Below are 15,763 nucleotides of genomic sequence, written 5' to 3'. Positions count from 1 at the left end.
TCTGATACAGCATAGCCAATTTATTAACTATCTTCAACTTTAGTGAATAAATACTAATTAACTACGTCCAAATCCTTGACCCCGCAAAATTTTTGCCCAAATGATTAATTCTCCTTTTTCACCACCTGCGGCAATTAGCTTACCTTGGGGGTGCCATGCTAGGGTAGAAAATCCGTCAGCAACACCTGTGAGAATTTGGGATACTTCCTTGGCTTTGTTCCACAAACATAGCCAGCCATCGGTTGCAGCCGAGGCTAGTAAAAAGCTTTTAGGTGCAAAGGCGATCGCATTAATCACACCCACATGATTAGTTAAAACTCGCGCTTCCCATCCCAAGTTTTCATCTTCTAGCTTTTCCCAGACCACGATACCTTCCACACTGGAAGAGGCTAGTATTGGTGCGCCTAGTTTGGTGGTGGCTTCTGACCATGCTAGTTGGCGAATCTTACCGGGGAAGCCACGCATAACCCAAGGGTCGGGATTATTCCACTCCAACACGGTGACGCTACGATCCATGTTGCCTGAAGCCAGGAATTTACCATCAGGCGACCAAGCCATAGTCACACTCACAGTAGGCATATTCAGAATATATGGTTCTTCATCCCAGTCTTGGGCGTGCCAAATTTTAATTCCCTTGTTACCACCAATTGCTAGGTATTGACCATCAATCCGCCAATCAATACTCAATGGGGATGAGTCGGCAAAATTCAGGGTGGTGACAACCTCACGAGTATCAGCGTCCCAAACTTGTACATAACGCCCTAAACTAAAAGCCAACTGGTTGCTAGTATGACTCCAAGCCAGCTTGTCTACCCATGCAGGTGCATTTTCTAAGGTGGCTATTAGTTCCTGTTCCTGCCAGATTTTCACCCGCCCATCTTGTCCACCAACGGCGAGAAATTTGCCATCAGGGGAGAAAGCAAGACAATCGACAGACTGGCCATTACCAGCTTGCAGGGTTGTTAACTCACCATCCTGCCATAGTACTACTTCACCATTTGCCGAAGTTGCGGCTAAAGTATTTCCTTGTGGAGACCAGGCGATCGCTGTTACATATTCTGCCAGCATCCCTGAATAGTGTTCTTCAAATTCCTTATTTTTGCTACTTGTTAGGTTCATAGGTTGTTGAAAGAGGTGAGAGAAGAGAGCAGGGGGAGCAGGGGTAGCAGAGGGAGCAGGGGGAGAGAACCCCCTAGCCTCTTGGTGTCTTTTAAGCAAAACAAGCGAGAAAATCTTGCTTGAGTTGGGCTTCATCTAAATTGCGACCGATGAACACTAGTTCGTTTTTGCGTTTTTCGTTGGGTTTCCAGAGGCGATCGGGTCTACCGTCGAATATCATGTGTACCCCTTGGAAGACAAATCTATTATCTTCCCCGGCAATATTTAATATGCCTTTCATGCGGAAGATATCGGGCCCTTGGGTACGCAATAATTCGGAAATCCAAGCGTTTAATTTTTCCCCGTCGAGTTCACCCTCTTGTACTAAAGCCACAGAGGAAACAGTATCATCATGTTCGTGGGCATCTTCACCTAAAAAATTGGGATCTATCTCTAAAGCACGGTCTAAATCAAAGGCTTTTACACCCAACAAAGCGTCCATTGCTAACTCAGAATTGCGAGTACGGTAGATTTTGGCGATCGCATTCATCGACCTAATCCGTTTTTCTAGTTCATCTAATTCTGATAGAGTAACTAAATCAGTTTTATTAAGTAAAATTACATCAGCAAAGGCAATCTGTTCTTGGGCTTCGTCTGCATCCCAGTGTTGCCAAATATGCTTGGCATCTACCAGCGTTACTACTGCATCTAAAGACAGTTGGCTTTGCATATCTTCATCTACAAAGAATGTCTGAATAACTGGTGCAGGGTCAGCTAATCCAGTAGTTTCAATTACTAGATGGTCAAACTTATCACGACGCTTCATCAAATTGCCAATGATCCGGATTAAGTCCCCGCGAACCGTACAACAGATGCAGCCGTTGTTCATCTCAAAAATTTCTTCATCTGCATCAATAACTAATTGGTTATCAATGCCTACTTCCCCAAATTCGTTAACGATGACAGCAACTTTCTTGCCATGCTCGTATGTGAGGATATGGTTGAGTAGGGTCGTTTTACCTGCGCCTAAATAGCCAGTCAGAACAGTAACGGGAACTGAATCTGTAATTACGTCGGCCATCATATTATAAAAGCCTCAAATCTTACCATACGGATAATCATTATCACCTATGATAAGTCTTTTTATATTTTTGTGCGAATCTTATTCACATAAGACTGTTAAAACATCTTTTCCGGCGGCTCAGGTGCATCTTTAAAAATTATTTAGGCTCACTAAACTGTATTAGGTATCTTTTCTATACATCCATATAAAAATAAATGTAATTAAAGCCACATTTATCTCGTTTTACGGCATCAGTATTATCAGTTCGGCAAACTGTCAAAATTTTTATAAAAGTTATTTTTTATATTGCTTATTATTAAGCTAGATAATTTATTTTCTGCCAGAGAATTTATGCCTAAGAGAATAATTACAAAATTCAATAGTTGGTTTCATCGAGATAGAATTGTCAGTAATCTAGAATTTTTTCAAGATATTATCGTAATTTCTCTGTGTATGGGCTTATTTTGTGTCATGCTCATTCGTCTATGTGATATGTTTTTATCTTTTTTGCGACCATTGGATTTAAGGGAAGTCACATCAGATATCTTGTTTATTTTAATTTTGGTAGAATTATTTCGTTTGTTAATTGACTACTTGCAATCACAAAAAATATCAGTAGGAGCAGCCGCAGAAATTACGATAGTTTCTGCATTACGGGAAGTAATTTTACGTGGAGTGTTAGAAATTAATCGTGACCAAATTATAGGCATTTCTATATTTTTGTTGGTGTTAACAGGAATTTTAATGGCTCTACCTTGGATATCCCAATTTTTTGAACACGTTAGACTTACTGACTATGAAAGTACGGAAGAAAGTACAGAATTTTTATCTGATAAATCTTGAAATACAGATTGGCTGTTGACCGCCAACAGTCAACAGCTTTCATGACGGATTGTGCAACCTAAAAGCAGAGTGGCTTAGTAAACAGTACCCAGAGAGTGGTACAGGACTCATATTTGATTTATGGAAAAAGTCAGTACACCTCTCCCTAGTAGTTTGGCAAGTCAACTTTGTGAGGTTAATAGCAGCAAAAAAACCTCTTTCTCCCCCTGCTTCCTCTGCTTCCCCTGCTTGCCTTAGCCCAGCAATTTTGGGTTGGTGAACTACTACCTCCACACCCCTAATTATTGAAACCACTAGCAGATATTACCCAAATGATTGCAAAATAAATACAGTCCGTTGTGGTGACTACCTAAGAAATGCCGACTATACTTGCTGACGCACAAAATTTACTATCTGACCTCATCGCCCGTTACTCCTCGCGTGTAGATTATTTAATGATTCGCCTAGAGGAAGCAGAAGGAACTGATATCTTGTTGCGTGGCGACAAAGTAGAAACTCTCAGCGAAGGGATTTCAATTGGTGGACACGTCCGCGCTTGTTATAAGGGCGGTTGGGGGTTGAGCTGCTTTAACCAATTGGCAACGATTCAAGACAGGATTGAAGAAGCGATCGCCGCCGCCCGTATGGTAGGAGACGAAGAAACGATACTGGCTCCTATGGACTCAGTACAAGCTATATGCAGGCTACCCCTGACAGGTACAGATCCGCGAAAAGTTCCCTTGGCGAAGAAGAAAGAATTATGCGATCGCTACACTGATTTACTCAAAAGTGTTGACCACCGCATTACTACAACCTCAGTTCGTTATGGTGATAGTAGCCAAAAAATTATCCTCGCCACTTCCGAAGGCACTCTGATTCAACAGTCTTGGGTGGATATGGAAATGCGCTTTGCTGCCACTGCAAAAAATGGTGAAACAGTGCAAACTGGCAGGGAAACTACAGGTTCTCGCAAAGCCTACGAAGATTTAATTAATTTAGATACTCAAGTTAAGAATGCAGCACAAAGAGCTGTTGCAGCTTTGTCCCTACCATCAGTCAAAGGTAATACCTATACTGTAGTTATTGATCCCGTGCTGACAGGTTTATTTGTTCATGAAGCTTTTGGGCATCTTTCCGAAGCTGACATGGCTTATGAAAATCCAGATTTATTAGATGTCATGACCATTGGCAGGCGCTTTGGCCCCAAAGAACTGCAAATATTTGATGGTGCAGCCCCAGAAGGACATCGCGGCAGTTATTTTTATGATGATGAAGGCACACCCGCTACAACTACCCAACTCATCAAAGATGGTGTTTTAGTGGGGCGTTTGCATTCCCGCGAAACCGCAGGTAAGTTAGAGGAAACACCAACAGGTAACGCGCGCTGTCTCAATTATCACTTCAATCCTATTGTGCGGATGACCAACACTTGGATTGAACGGGGTAAAACACCAATTGCAGATTTATTTACTGGTATTAAAGAAGGTGTTTACGCTCGTAATTGGTTAGGTGGGATGACTAACGGCGAAATGTTCACCTTTAGCGCCGGGGAAGCCTGGATGATTAGAAACGGTAACATTGCTGAACCTGTCAAAGATGTGACACTTTCAGGAAATGTTTTTCAAACTTTGGCTGATATTGAGGCTATTGGTGATGATTTTTATTGGGATGAATCTGGCGGTTGCGGTAAAGGCGGGCAAAATGGCTTGCCTGTAGGTTGTGGCGGCCCTAGTTTACGGATTCGAGATGTAGTAGTTGGGGGAGAGATGTAATCAATTCAAAGTTCAAAATTAAGAGCGATATCTACTTGTTTGAGCAGCGATTCTAAGGATGAAGAGTTATCTAAAACTACATCTGCGATCGCTGCTTTTTCTTTTAGAGATAATTGGCTATTAATTCGGGCTTGTGCTTGTTCTAAAGTTAAGTGGTTGCGCTCCATTAATCTTTGCAACTGCTGTGATTCCGAACAAATTACTACCCAAATTTCTGTGACTAAATTAGTCATCTGCACTTCAATCAACAAAGGTATGACTAATACCAAGATTGGGGAAGTGGATTCAGCAATTGCTTTGAGGAAGCGATCGCGCACATAAGGATGTATTAAACTCTCTAGCCAATGGCGTTCATCTTGATTTTGAAAAATAATCTCACCCAGCTTTGGGCGATTGAGACTGCCATCTGGTAGTAATATTTCTTTACCATAACGCCCAGCGATCGCATCCAGAATCGGCGAACCCAAAGATACTGCATCTCTAGCATAAATATCTGCATCAAAGATTGGCAAATGATGAGCGCTAGCTAAATAATTAGCGACAGTGGTTTTACCTGTCGCTATACCTCCAGTTAAGCCGATAATCCGTTGAGTCATCTGTTTTACTTGCGCGTAACGTAATCACAAATTAAGAATTACGTAGCTTGCTTTCCGTAGGGTGTTAAGAATTAATCTTAAACATCACCACAATATTTTGTAGCAATCAGTCGATTATTCTTATAAACTAATACTCTGCCATAAGCTGTATCTTGCACAGCAGCATAGAGATAATTTTTGTTTCTAAATCTGTAAACTACATCTCCATTTTCATTACGTCTAGCTGTACCACCATCTAGTAGGAGATCAGGACGTTTTAGTGTAGTTGGAATATTATATGCTGCGTAGCGTAATGTTCCATTGTTGAGGCGGGAAACTTCCACAAAAACACCTTCAGCACTACAACTAAATACTGGTGTAGCGGCAAGTGCAGCAACAGGTGATGCTACTATAGCTGTTAGCATAGAAGCCGCGCCTGTGAGGGTAGCCAAAATTCCCCACAAAGGTTTTGCAGGTTTGCAATTGAAGCTTTTCATACTTAATTCCTTAAAGTTTGTATAACCTGATCTACAAACTTATATTTCCCGGTTTCGGATTTTAATATGTCACGACTAATGAGTTTTAACTCGTTGTTCAGTTACTAAAGTTAGACTCACCCATTCGCCTTTATCGCTATAGCTACGAACCATACGTTGGCGTAAGTTTGGTTGAATTAACCAACCCACTTCTAAAATAAAGCTTTGGCGTACTTGCACTTTGAGCAAAGAAGTCGCAGAAGCACCATTAGGTAAGAGTAATACTTGTACTTGTTTTTCTGGGTCTTGATCAAAGAGAATGATTGAGCCTTTGATCCTAGCAGTGGAAGTTATGGTGCGTCCTGCGAAATTCAAGGTTTGAATTAAGCGCCCATTCTCATCTAGTTGTAATTTGAGGTTTGTAGAAATAGTATCAGGCGATCGCCAATCAGGATAAATTGTTATTGCTTCACCTTGCCATTCGCCCAATAAATCATCAATTTGTAAGGGTGGGTTCTCTTTTGCTGGTGTACCTGCTAAATGTTCACGAATTAGAGTAATTTGGTCTAACTGACCGTTTTTATCAAATAATTGCACCAAGCGCAGACGGCGATTTTCATGAATTAAACCTAATTCTGCACCAAATTCCGAGAATGGAGCTAACTGGATGGAACCTTGAGAAAAAGCGCCATTTTCAAAAAACAGCACAGTTCTTGCCAAGGAACTATACTCTAGAATCTTTTCTGTATTTTCTTGACGAATAATCTGGCGGACTGTTTGATTATTATTCAATCCTGTCAAAGAAACAACCGTCGGAATATCATTTAAAAGTTGACCTTGGGGTGAAAATCGAGTAAATGAACCTTGCCATTCACCAAGATTAAGCAGTAAACGTTCCCACTGAGATGACATAGTAGGTAATCAATACTAAATGCTCAGTAGCATATCAGTTTTGAGGCTTGTTTAGTCCTGACTACTAACTTTTGGCAAAACGTCGGACAGCAAATAAGCTACCCATTAATCCTACTGTTGCACCAAAGCTTAACAGAATTAAAGGTAGTAGCAAAACCTGTGCGACCGTCAGTTGTAAACCATTGCTAATAAATTGAATAAATTCTGGTTGATTGGTGAGTAACTTCCCGGTAAACTGTTGCATTACGGATATAAAACTCCAAGCGATCGCACCACCAAATAAACCAAAAGCTATCCCCTGCAAAATAAACGGTAGATAAATCCAGGCCGAAGTTGCTCCCACTAACTGCATAATTTCAATTTCCCGCCGACGTGCCATCACAATTAGACGAATAGTTGTTGTAGTCACAGCGATCGCTGTTAAAGTCAAGATAGCTGTGATTGTCAGCGTCATCCAATTTAGTCCTTGATGCAACTGGGCGATGCGTTTAACTGCCTCATCGACATACTGAACCGTATCCACTCCCTGTAATTTAGCCAATTGAGTTGCTAAAATCGGCACGGACTGAGAGTTACGTGCTTTGACCTTAATCTCATCTACTAGAGGATTTTCCCCTAGCTGTTGTGTTGCACCTTCAATATCAGCAATTCCCAGTTCTTTAACTAATTTAGTCCAGGCTTGCTCTTTAGTAATGATTTGCATCCCTACCACATCCGGCATTTGGATCACAAACGGCTCAATTGTTTGTGCTGACACACCAGAATCAAGATAAACAGATACTTCTAACTGGCTACCAAACTGATTGAGGAGTTTTTCTACTTGCCAAGAAGTTTGCAAACTCAAGCCAAAGAGAAATAGTAACACCGTCACAGTGCTGACAGCAGCCCAATTCATCCAACCACCGCGCAGTAAACCCAAGAAGGTTTCCTTCAGTAGATAGTCAAGTTTCGTGAGAAATTTAAACACAACTCACCCTAATAAGAGAAAAAGGGGGAGAGAGCAGGGAGCAGGGGTAGAACTTACTCCAAGATTTTCGCCCAATCCCCAATCCCCAATCCCCAACCCCTTTTATACTCGATCAATTATTCGATTTGTAGGACTACTAAAGTCATATCATCGTTATTTTGTCTGTCAGCACCGATAAATTGCTGAACTCGGTCGAATAGGTAATCGACTATTTCCTCTGGGCCGTTACAGTACCGGCACGCCGTACTGAAAGCAGTAACAAAGTTTTCTTCATCAAAGCGATCGCCACTGGCAGCCGCCGCATCCGTCAACCCATCTGTATAATAAATAACTGTATCCCCAGGCTCTAACTGTGCATGACCGTCTTCGTACTGGCTATTAGCATCCAGCCCAATTAACATCCCCAGAGTATCTAAGCGAGTGACGCTTTTTGTAGCTGCGTGCCACCACAAGGGGGGATTATGTGCCGCATTGCTATAGGATAAAATTCGTTTATGCGGATTATACTCAGAGTAAAATAGCGTAATGAAGCGGTGGGAATTTTCCAAATCCGCATACATAACTCGGTTGAGATTCTGCAAAATCCCCGCCGGAGAGTTACCGTGTAACACTTCTCCCCGTAACATTCCTCGCATCATGGTCATAATCAAACCCGCAGGAACGCCCTTACCCATCACATCACCAATCACCAAACCCCAACGACCCGAATCTTGACCAAGTTTGGTGTATGGGTGAATTTGGCTTTGATTAGTGGGAATAAAATCATAATAATCTCCGCCAACACGATTGGCTGGTCTACAGCGTGCTGCGAGACTAACACCAGGAATGTGAGGACACTGACGCGGCAATAATCTTCTTTGAATCTCTGCACCAATTTCTAGTTCTTGGTCTAGACGTTCTTTTTTCCTCAGTTCTACGGCCAGTTCGTCGTTTTCAATCGCCACTGCGGTTTGGTCTGCAACTAACCGCACTAACTTTTGTCTAGTTTCTGTCCAACTATATTCAGGATCGCGGCTTAATACATACAACCATCCCCGTTCTGTGTGCTTTACTAAAATTGCCGTGCCGAAGATTTGCACATCTGGCCCCAGGTAGCGGTGCATCTGGTCATCTAGCATTCCTGTGGCGTTAGCTAGAGGTGCCGTGTTAGGCAAAAGTGTAATTTGGCTACTAGCTGTTTCTAAAGCTTTGCGGATGTTCTTGCGTTGGCGACTGTCTTGCCAATGTAATTGTTCTAATCTGACTTGGCCATTAGGTTTGTAGAGAAACAGCGCGCTACCGTCGGCATCCGTCACTCTTGTTGCCATCAGAGGAATAAGTTCCAAAAACTGGTTCAGATTATTGAAGCTTCTGAGGGCAAATCCTAAAGAACTCAGCAAATCTTGGATTTTGTTCTGTTCCCGGTGCAATCGTGACACAAGTTCTTTGAGTGCTACGACTGGTGTGACATCTGTCGCAGCACTATTATTGTTGTCCGTGGGTTGAGAGGAAAATTGAGGCACAGGCACAGGTTATTGCACTGGAAAGGGGTTAATTTTAGATTGACAATTAGTAAATTTTCTATTTGGCGATCGCTAAACCATATTGGGTTAAAGTTTAACGCTTTTGCAAGAGTATAAAGACGTAAGACTTAAATCGACATAAGTATTACATTTGCTGAGAAAATTTCTATCTTCGGAGAGGAATTTCCATGAATATACTTCAATTTACTGATAATACATGAAGTTTTCTTAAAGGTTGCTGACAACCTTCAGGTAGTCATAAGTTTAGGAAAGCTGTTTAATTGCTATCCAAGATCGCCAACGCTACATCTAATAACTTCCTTTGGTCGCTATCAAGACGGCATTAGATCGAAATTTTAGCAAATAACAACCGTAATGTTATCGAAAATTAACTAGATTAGCAAAAAGGAATTATAGGGACTGGGGATTGGGTATTGGGGATTGGGTATTGGGCGAAAATCTTAGAGTAAGTTCTCCCCTTGCTCCCTGCCCCCTGCCCCCTGGCTCTTCTTCTTAGCCACTCAAGAGAGCTTCTACAAACTCGTAGCTAGAAAAGGGTCGTAGGTCTTCAATGCCTTCGCCAGCACCAATAAAGCGGATGGGTAGGCCTAGCTGCTGCACTACCGCAAGAGCAACGCCGCCTTTGGCTGTACCATCTAACTTGGTTAATACTACGCCACTGAGTTGGGCTGCTTGGGAGAAGACTTCAGCTTGTCGCAATCCGTTTTGACCTAAAGTGGAATCTAACACCAAAAGGGATTCGATTTTGGCATCTGGGGCTTTTTTGTCGATAATTCTGCGGATTTTACTGAGTTCATCCATTAAGTTTTTCTTGTTTTGCAGCCGCCCTGCTGTATCTACTAATAGCAATTCGGTATTTCGTGCTTGAGCTGCGGCGATCGCATCAAATACCACTGCGGCCGGATCTGTATTTTTACCAGGGTTAGAGATTACTTCTACACCGCTTCTTTTACCCCAAACTTTTACTTGTTCGACTGCCGCCGCCCGGAATGTATCTGCTGCACCAATCAAGCACCGATAACCCGATTGTTTTGCGAGGTGAGATATTTTACCGATGGTAGTAGTTTTTCCCGCACCATTGACTCCTGTAATTAACCAAATATTGAGGCTATCTTTATCTGGGGCAAAACTGGCTTTGTGGGATGTTTTAAGGGGTGCGTCTAGCATATCCCGCAAGATTTGTTTTAAGTAAGCGATCGCTTCTTCTGGTGGAGTGACTTCTTCCCGCAGTTTTTTCTGGAGTGAACTAATAATATAGTCGGTTGCTTCTACACCCACATCAGCTTGCAGAAGTAAGGCTTCTATTTCTCCTACAGCTGCTTGATTGAGCGGTCCTTGTCCAACAATTGCTTTGAGTTGGTTAAGAATACTCCGACGGGTTTTGTCTAATCCTTGTCGTAGCTTTTTCAGCCAAGTAATTTCTTCAATCGATATATCTTCTGGTCGTCTTCCCTGGGCTGCCAATACCTCTGCTGACCAAACAAAGCCTTCATCAAAGGATAGCCCAGCAATTTCTGGGGCTGTTTCTGATGAAGTATTAGCTGCTACTGGCTTGACTACTTCGGGTTCCGGTACTTCAATAGCGTTAGCGATTAATCGTTCTTGCCTAGCTTCCCGTTCTGCGGCTGCTCGTTCTAAGAATGATAATGTAGGCGTTGGTGTTGGTTCCGATACTGCTACTGGTTCTATTGGTTCTATGTCGATTCCTACATCTTCTTGTGTAGCCGAAGTTACCTCCTGCTCCTCTTGATTAGCTACTTCCGCTTCCATCACGGGAGTTGGGATATTTTCTACCACCTCAACTGAGGTAGTATTCGCTACTAGTAATTCTAGATTTTCCTTATCAGCAGTTGCCTCCTCTTCCACGCCAGTTGTTTGTACAGGCGTTTCGGCATCTACTGATTCCGGTGTCGCTTCTACTTCCTGGGATTTTTGTTTCTCTTGAATATTTTTGTAAGCGGCCTTTGCAAACGCCAATAAATCTGCTGTCGAGTCTGGGACAGTCGCAGCAGAAGTTGACGTTGCTTCTGGTTCTACTTGAGATTCTGTGACTGGAGATGTTTCTGGTTGTTGTTTTTCCGAGGGGCTATCCGAGGAATCGTCAGTTTGACGACGGAACCAATTAAAAACCATTGCAGCTAGCGGTGATAGTTGTTATGAGTTATGAGTTATAAGTTTAATTTAACTGTGGACTCCTAACTAGTGGTAAACCTCCTGGTTATCCTTACCTCTAAAAGTCGGATTTTTCGCTCAGGGATCAGTGACTAGGTAGTAGAGGGGATGAATCAATTCAAAATTCAAAATACCCTACGGGTTCGCGTAGCGTTCTCGAAGAGTAGGCTACGCCAACAAAATTCAAAATAAATTAAATCTGACTCAACACCAGCTATACCAACAGAGCTTTGCAGCACTAAACACTCAGCGCCTTTTTTTGGTCTGAGACTCGGCGTAGTACACCGTTAATGAAACGATGACCTTCATCGCCACTGTAACGTTTAGCTAACTCTACAGCTTCGTTGATGGCGACGCTGTTGGGCAGATTCAAGAACATCATTTCTGCTACGGCAATGCGAAGAATATCACGGTCAATTTGTGCTAGGCGTGTAACTTGCCAATCAACTAGGGCTGAGGTAATTTGTTCATCAATCATGCCGCGTTCTTCATTGATGATTTTGACAAGTTTGATGGCATATCTGCCTACTTCCTTATCTTGATTTGCCAGCTGAATTAATTCAGGAAACTCAACAGATGCACCTAGCTGATTGATGGCTGTTTGTGTATGGGAAATTGCTTCTTGCAGCATATTACGGGCAGTGTTTAAGTCTGAAGCCCGTGTTTGACTCGTTAGCAGGCGATCGTTACTACGTTGCAATTCAGCGGCCGCATTATCCAAGGTATCTTGTACTTCTGCTCTCAAGGTACGTACTGTAGCCAATACTAGCTTCGGCAGGTGTTCTTCGGTTAATTTTTTGGGGTTTAGTGGTAACTGACTCAGACTTAAAAGTGCCAGTTCACGAGCGATTTGCTGGGGTTTACGGTCTTGCATAATAGTTAAATATTTCAGTAGTAATTTAATTGCTGGGTGACAAATTATTCAATTTTGACAAAGCCAGACAACCATCTTATCTGTATTAGGTACGAAGTTACCGGATTTTTTTAGATTTATTTAGTGGTGATTGCTGAGTTGCCGGTAACAGTAATAGAGTCAGAATTTTCTCTCCTACCCCTCTTGTTCTATATCTGCTTCATCTCTTGCAGGGATTTTTCTATTTTATGCTCTTGGATTAAGTCTAGGTTGGTTAGACTGGGATTTGGTGCAACAATGCCACCAGAAACCACCACTTTGAAAGCATCTTCTACGGACATAGAAAGGTTAACTACTTCGTCTTCTGGGACTACGGCATACCAGCCTGTAGTCGGGTTTGGTGTGGTGGGAATAAATACACTCAACATTGGACGAGGCATTTGAGATTGAATTTCGCTACTAATCACACCCGTAACAAAGGCGATCGCCCATATCCCTCGGCGGGGATATTCTATTAAAATTACTCTCCGAAATTTCCCATTGGAGTCTTTTAGTAGTGTTTCCAAAAGCTGCTTGAGGGTTTTATACACCTGCCCAGCTAAAGGAATCGCCTGTAATAGTCGTTCACCAAAATCCAACAACCATCGTCCAGCGATATTCCTAGCCATTAACCCAATGATCAATATACTTAGTAGAGGTACAGCTAGCCCTACCGCAAAATTAAGTATATTTACTACTATGGGATGTAGTCCATCAAAAGGGTTAAGTTGTTTAGGCACTTGAGTAAGAAAGTCAATTACCCAATTAGCAATGGTAATTGTTAACCAGATAGTGGTTGCCAGGGGAATTACTACTAACAAGCCAGCAATTAGGTCATTCTTTAAGTCTTGCTTTAAGCGGTCAATGCCCAAGCCCTTATTCTCTTTTTTTAGGATAGTGGAACTTTCATTATTGGTACTCATTCCAGTTAATTTGTCTAATTAATTCAGATATAACTTGTAGCCTTTATACTGCAACTCTCAGTCTCAAAGACAAGTCTTGTAACTGTAACCAAGCCATTTCCCAGCATTCACTCGGAAATAAGTTTCTTCGATACTTGTTTACATAAGCAGATTCCAGTTAGCACAAAAACTAGTTTATCTGTGAGGACTTTACTTTTCTTTGTACAACTTGTAAATGATTGTTGCTAATTTCTTAGTTATTACAATCCTACCGCGATATGTTGAAAGCTGACATGACTGTAAAAACAAGTCCAGTAAATTGATGAGAACGATATGCTTTCAATTTACAACAACTAAACTCTAGGGATGTTTATGAAAATATATTTTTATAAATTTTAACCTATTATTTGTGAGCTTAAGAATTATGTCAGTTTTGAGCTAGATGAAATCATGACTCTAGCGTTTAATCCCTCGACCCTAGTTCCTCTCTTGCGGCTTCCTGTTTGCTGTCGCTGCTAGAAACTATCTCTGGTTCTAAACTAGGGATGGGTAGATATTTCATTTCCCAGGCTTTCAACAAAATTAGGTATTCATAAAAAGCTTGTAATGTACACCAAGCCATTCCTGCACGTCCATCTAGACAACCGCCTAAAAGAAAGTACATATATAGAAAACGTAACAAAGGTCTGGCTGGTAGTCGTAGAGATAAGTCTTTTAACGCACGCCGCCTAGCAACTTCCGATTTACCAAACAATAAATCTCGCCAGTCAACCTTGCCATTTTCTAATTGATATAAAGTCTCTTTCGCTTCATCCGTAGAATAACGGTTATGTTTTTCAATCCAACGGCTCAAACCCTTGCTGCAAGTGTAGTGAGGATAGGTCTCTTTAAGAAAGCTGGTAGCACCTTCACAAACTTCTCGTTCTGTATGTCCGTAGTCGGTAAACCAAACTTTACCATGTCGGAACAAACGCATCTGATAACGGGGATATTGAGTGCTGTAGCGAATCCATCGGTTCATGAACATCACCCGTTCAGCAACGTAGTAACCAATGTATTTGGAAGTTGTAATTGCTTGTTCACACTCGGCAAATAACTCCGGTGTCATCCGCTCATCAGCTTCGAGAATATATACCCATTGGTGTTTCGGTGGGAGAGACTCTAGCATCCAGGTTCGTTGGCGACCGTGGCTTTCAAAGGCGTGCTGCACAACACGAATGGGATAACGATTGGCGATTTCTACAGTGCGATCGCTACTACATGAATCTACAACGATGATGTCATCCGATAACATCGCTGATTCTATACAACCTGCAATATCTAGTTCTTCGTTATAAGTCAGAATGTAAATAGAAAACATTGCCCAGTCTTACAGTAATTTTGCTAAATGCTAGGTATCTTTCATTTCCAGAAATGATTCTCAACTGTCCATAGGTCTTTTACCCTACGGCTAACTACAGGGCTAAGAGTGCTAAGTAACAAGCACTGCCTAGCCCTACCTGAAATTAACGTGCAGGTACTTTACCCTTACGTCCACCACCTTGAAAAGCACCACTAGCTCTGAGTCCTGACCAACCAATAATGATGTAGCCAATAGACAAGATTAAACTGCTAATCCCAATTCGCAGTCCAGATTTCCACGCATTATCTCTAGCTTGCTTCGCAGCGTCTTCTTTTCGCTGGCGAATTTGGTTCAATCTTTGATTAGCCAGTCCTTGAGGATCTGTTTGCTGGGCGATAAACTGATCTAATTCTTGAGGATTGGCTTTAAATTTCTTGAGTAATTCTTTCTGCGCTGCTGGAAGTTGAGAATTATTTAAAGCTTGTTGATATTTTTGATCATCTCGCAACAGTTCAGTAAATTGAGCTTTGGCTTGGGTACGCAATTGCTCTAATTGAGCCTTTCCTTGCTCGGTATTGGCTTGGGCTTGAAATTGAGCTAACTGATTTTTGAGTTGGTTTTCTGCCTGGTCTGCCTCTTGATTGATTTGGTTTACTGTTTGTACGCTGGCTTGTCTCACATTATTGAGATGTAAGGGAAAAATCAGCAGGAACATTAAACCCAAAAGGCTGGAGAGTATTAAAACGGGAAATCTTAAATCAAACCCTCTTGGGCCACCATCGCTAGCACTGTCCATCCAATAGCCAGTAAACAATGCTCCCAAGCCAACCAAAGGGACAATACCCCGGTCAACTAACGCTGTTGCTAGGTTAATTTGCCATAACCTGTCTGTGGGTTGGAATGGCAATAACAGAATCAGAAAATCTAGCAAAAACGAGACAATTAAGACTATCCCCACAATTTTGAGGATAAGGGAGGCATTTACAGCAGCAAAGCGGTTAACCATAGTTTTTCAAATTGGTATGTACTGAGTTTAGATTGAGTGATTGTCCTCTTTAAAGTTACTTGAATATCGCTCCCGTAACCTTGCTTGTTATATGAATCTACCCATATATATGAAATAAAACGCAATGCCACCATGTTACAAAATTTTTACCTCTGGGTTGGAAACTGCACCACATTGGCATCGGTTTTCTAGAGTGGGATTAAAATTATCAGGTATTATATAATACAAGGACAAATGAGAT

Annotated in this window: 14 protein-coding genes; 2 read left to right on the top strand and 12 right to left on the bottom strand. The window is 41.9% G+C overall.

Going from position 1 to position 15,763, the window contains the following annotated elements; genetic code table 11:
• Window positions 1-57: 57 nt before the first annotated feature.
• Complete coding sequence (locus GSQ19_RS06580; RefSeq protein ID WP_041456578.1) at window positions 58-1,119, bottom strand: WD40 repeat domain-containing protein; 1,062 nt, start codon at window positions 1,117-1,119, stop codon at window positions 58-60.
• A 91-nt stretch (window positions 1,120-1,210) separates the two neighbouring features.
• Window positions 1,211-2,182, bottom strand: a complete 972-nt coding sequence (locus GSQ19_RS06575; protein ID WP_011317173.1) for a CobW family GTP-binding protein — start codon at window positions 2,180-2,182, stop codon at window positions 1,211-1,213.
• A 330-nt stretch (window positions 2,183-2,512) separates the two neighbouring features.
• Between GSQ19_RS06575 and GSQ19_RS06570 the strand changes: the two genes are divergently transcribed.
• Both GSQ19_RS06570 and GSQ19_RS06565 read left to right on the top strand, forming a co-directional pair.
• Window positions 2,513-3,004, top strand: a complete 492-nt coding sequence (locus GSQ19_RS06570; RefSeq protein ID WP_011317172.1) for a phosphate-starvation-inducible PsiE family protein — start codon at window positions 2,513-2,515, stop codon at window positions 3,002-3,004.
• A 356-nt stretch (window positions 3,005-3,360) separates the two neighbouring features.
• Window positions 3,361-4,755 (top strand): TldD/PmbA family protein, encoded by a 1,395-nt coding sequence (locus GSQ19_RS06565; protein WP_011317171.1) that lies wholly within the window; start codon window positions 3,361-3,363, stop codon window positions 4,753-4,755.
• Window positions 4,756-4,760: 5 nt separating this feature from the next.
• Here GSQ19_RS06565 and coaE read toward each other — a convergent pair whose 3' ends face one another.
• The 10 genes from coaE to hpsJ-B all read right to left on the bottom strand — a co-directional run bounded on the left by coaE (window position 4,761) and on the right by hpsJ-B (window position 15,522).
• Window positions 4,761-5,351: a dephospho-CoA kinase gene (gene coaE / locus GSQ19_RS06560; RefSeq protein ID WP_011317170.1), complete on the bottom strand. Its 591-nt coding sequence runs from the start codon at window positions 5,349-5,351 to the stop codon at window positions 4,761-4,763.
• 77 nt (window positions 5,352-5,428) lie between these two features.
• Window positions 5,429-5,827, bottom strand: a complete 399-nt coding sequence (locus tag GSQ19_RS06555) for a hypothetical protein (protein WP_011317169.1) — start codon at window positions 5,825-5,827, stop codon at window positions 5,429-5,431.
• A 75-nt stretch (window positions 5,828-5,902) separates the two neighbouring features.
• Entirely contained in the window at window positions 5,903-6,718 is an 816-nt protein-coding gene (locus GSQ19_RS06550; RefSeq protein WP_011317168.1) for a DUF3598 family protein, read from the bottom strand.
• A gap of 64 nt (window positions 6,719-6,782) precedes the next feature.
• Window positions 6,783-7,685 carry a cell division protein FtsX gene (locus tag GSQ19_RS06545; protein WP_011317167.1) on the bottom strand — a complete coding sequence of 301 codons (903 nt, stop codon included), beginning with the start codon at window positions 7,683-7,685 and terminating at the stop codon, window positions 6,783-6,785.
• 116 nt (window positions 7,686-7,801) lie between these two features.
• Window positions 7,802-9,193: a PP2C family protein-serine/threonine phosphatase gene (locus GSQ19_RS06540; protein WP_011317166.1), complete on the bottom strand. Its 1,392-nt coding sequence runs from the start codon at window positions 9,191-9,193 to the stop codon at window positions 7,802-7,804.
• Window positions 9,194-9,700: 507 nt separating this feature from the next.
• Window positions 9,701-11,341 carry a signal recognition particle-docking protein FtsY gene (gene ftsY / locus GSQ19_RS06535; RefSeq protein ID WP_011317165.1) on the bottom strand — a complete coding sequence of 547 codons (1,641 nt, stop codon included), beginning with the start codon at window positions 11,339-11,341 and terminating at the stop codon, window positions 9,701-9,703.
• Between the two features lie 277 nt (window positions 11,342-11,618).
• A complete protein-coding gene (gene nusB / locus GSQ19_RS06530; RefSeq protein WP_011317164.1) occupies window positions 11,619-12,254 on the bottom strand; it encodes a transcription antitermination factor NusB in 636 nt (211 codons plus the stop codon).
• A gap of 188 nt (window positions 12,255-12,442) precedes the next feature.
• On the bottom strand, window positions 12,443-13,195 hold the full coding sequence (locus GSQ19_RS06525; protein ID WP_011317163.1) for a DUF502 domain-containing protein: 753 nt from the start codon (window positions 13,193-13,195) through the stop codon (window positions 12,443-12,445).
• 442 nt (window positions 13,196-13,637) lie between these two features.
• Complete coding sequence (locus GSQ19_RS06520) at window positions 13,638-14,534, bottom strand: glycosyltransferase family 2 protein (RefSeq protein WP_011317162.1); 897 nt, start codon at window positions 14,532-14,534, stop codon at window positions 13,638-13,640.
• A gap of 145 nt (window positions 14,535-14,679) precedes the next feature.
• Window positions 14,680-15,522, bottom strand: coding sequence for a hormogonium polysaccharide biosynthesis protein HpsJ (hpsJ-B, locus tag GSQ19_RS06515; protein WP_011317161.1), 843 nt, complete (start codon window positions 15,520-15,522; stop codon window positions 14,680-14,682).
• Between the last annotated feature and the right edge of the window lie 241 nt (window positions 15,523-15,763).

It is taken from the genome of Trichormus variabilis 0441, from assembly GCF_009856605.1.
Classification (GTDB): domain Bacteria; phylum Cyanobacteriota; class Cyanobacteriia; order Cyanobacteriales; family Nostocaceae; genus Trichormus; species Trichormus variabilis.
The sequence above is the reverse complement of the archived record's forward strand: the minus strand, read 5'-3'. Positions and strand labels throughout refer to the sequence as shown.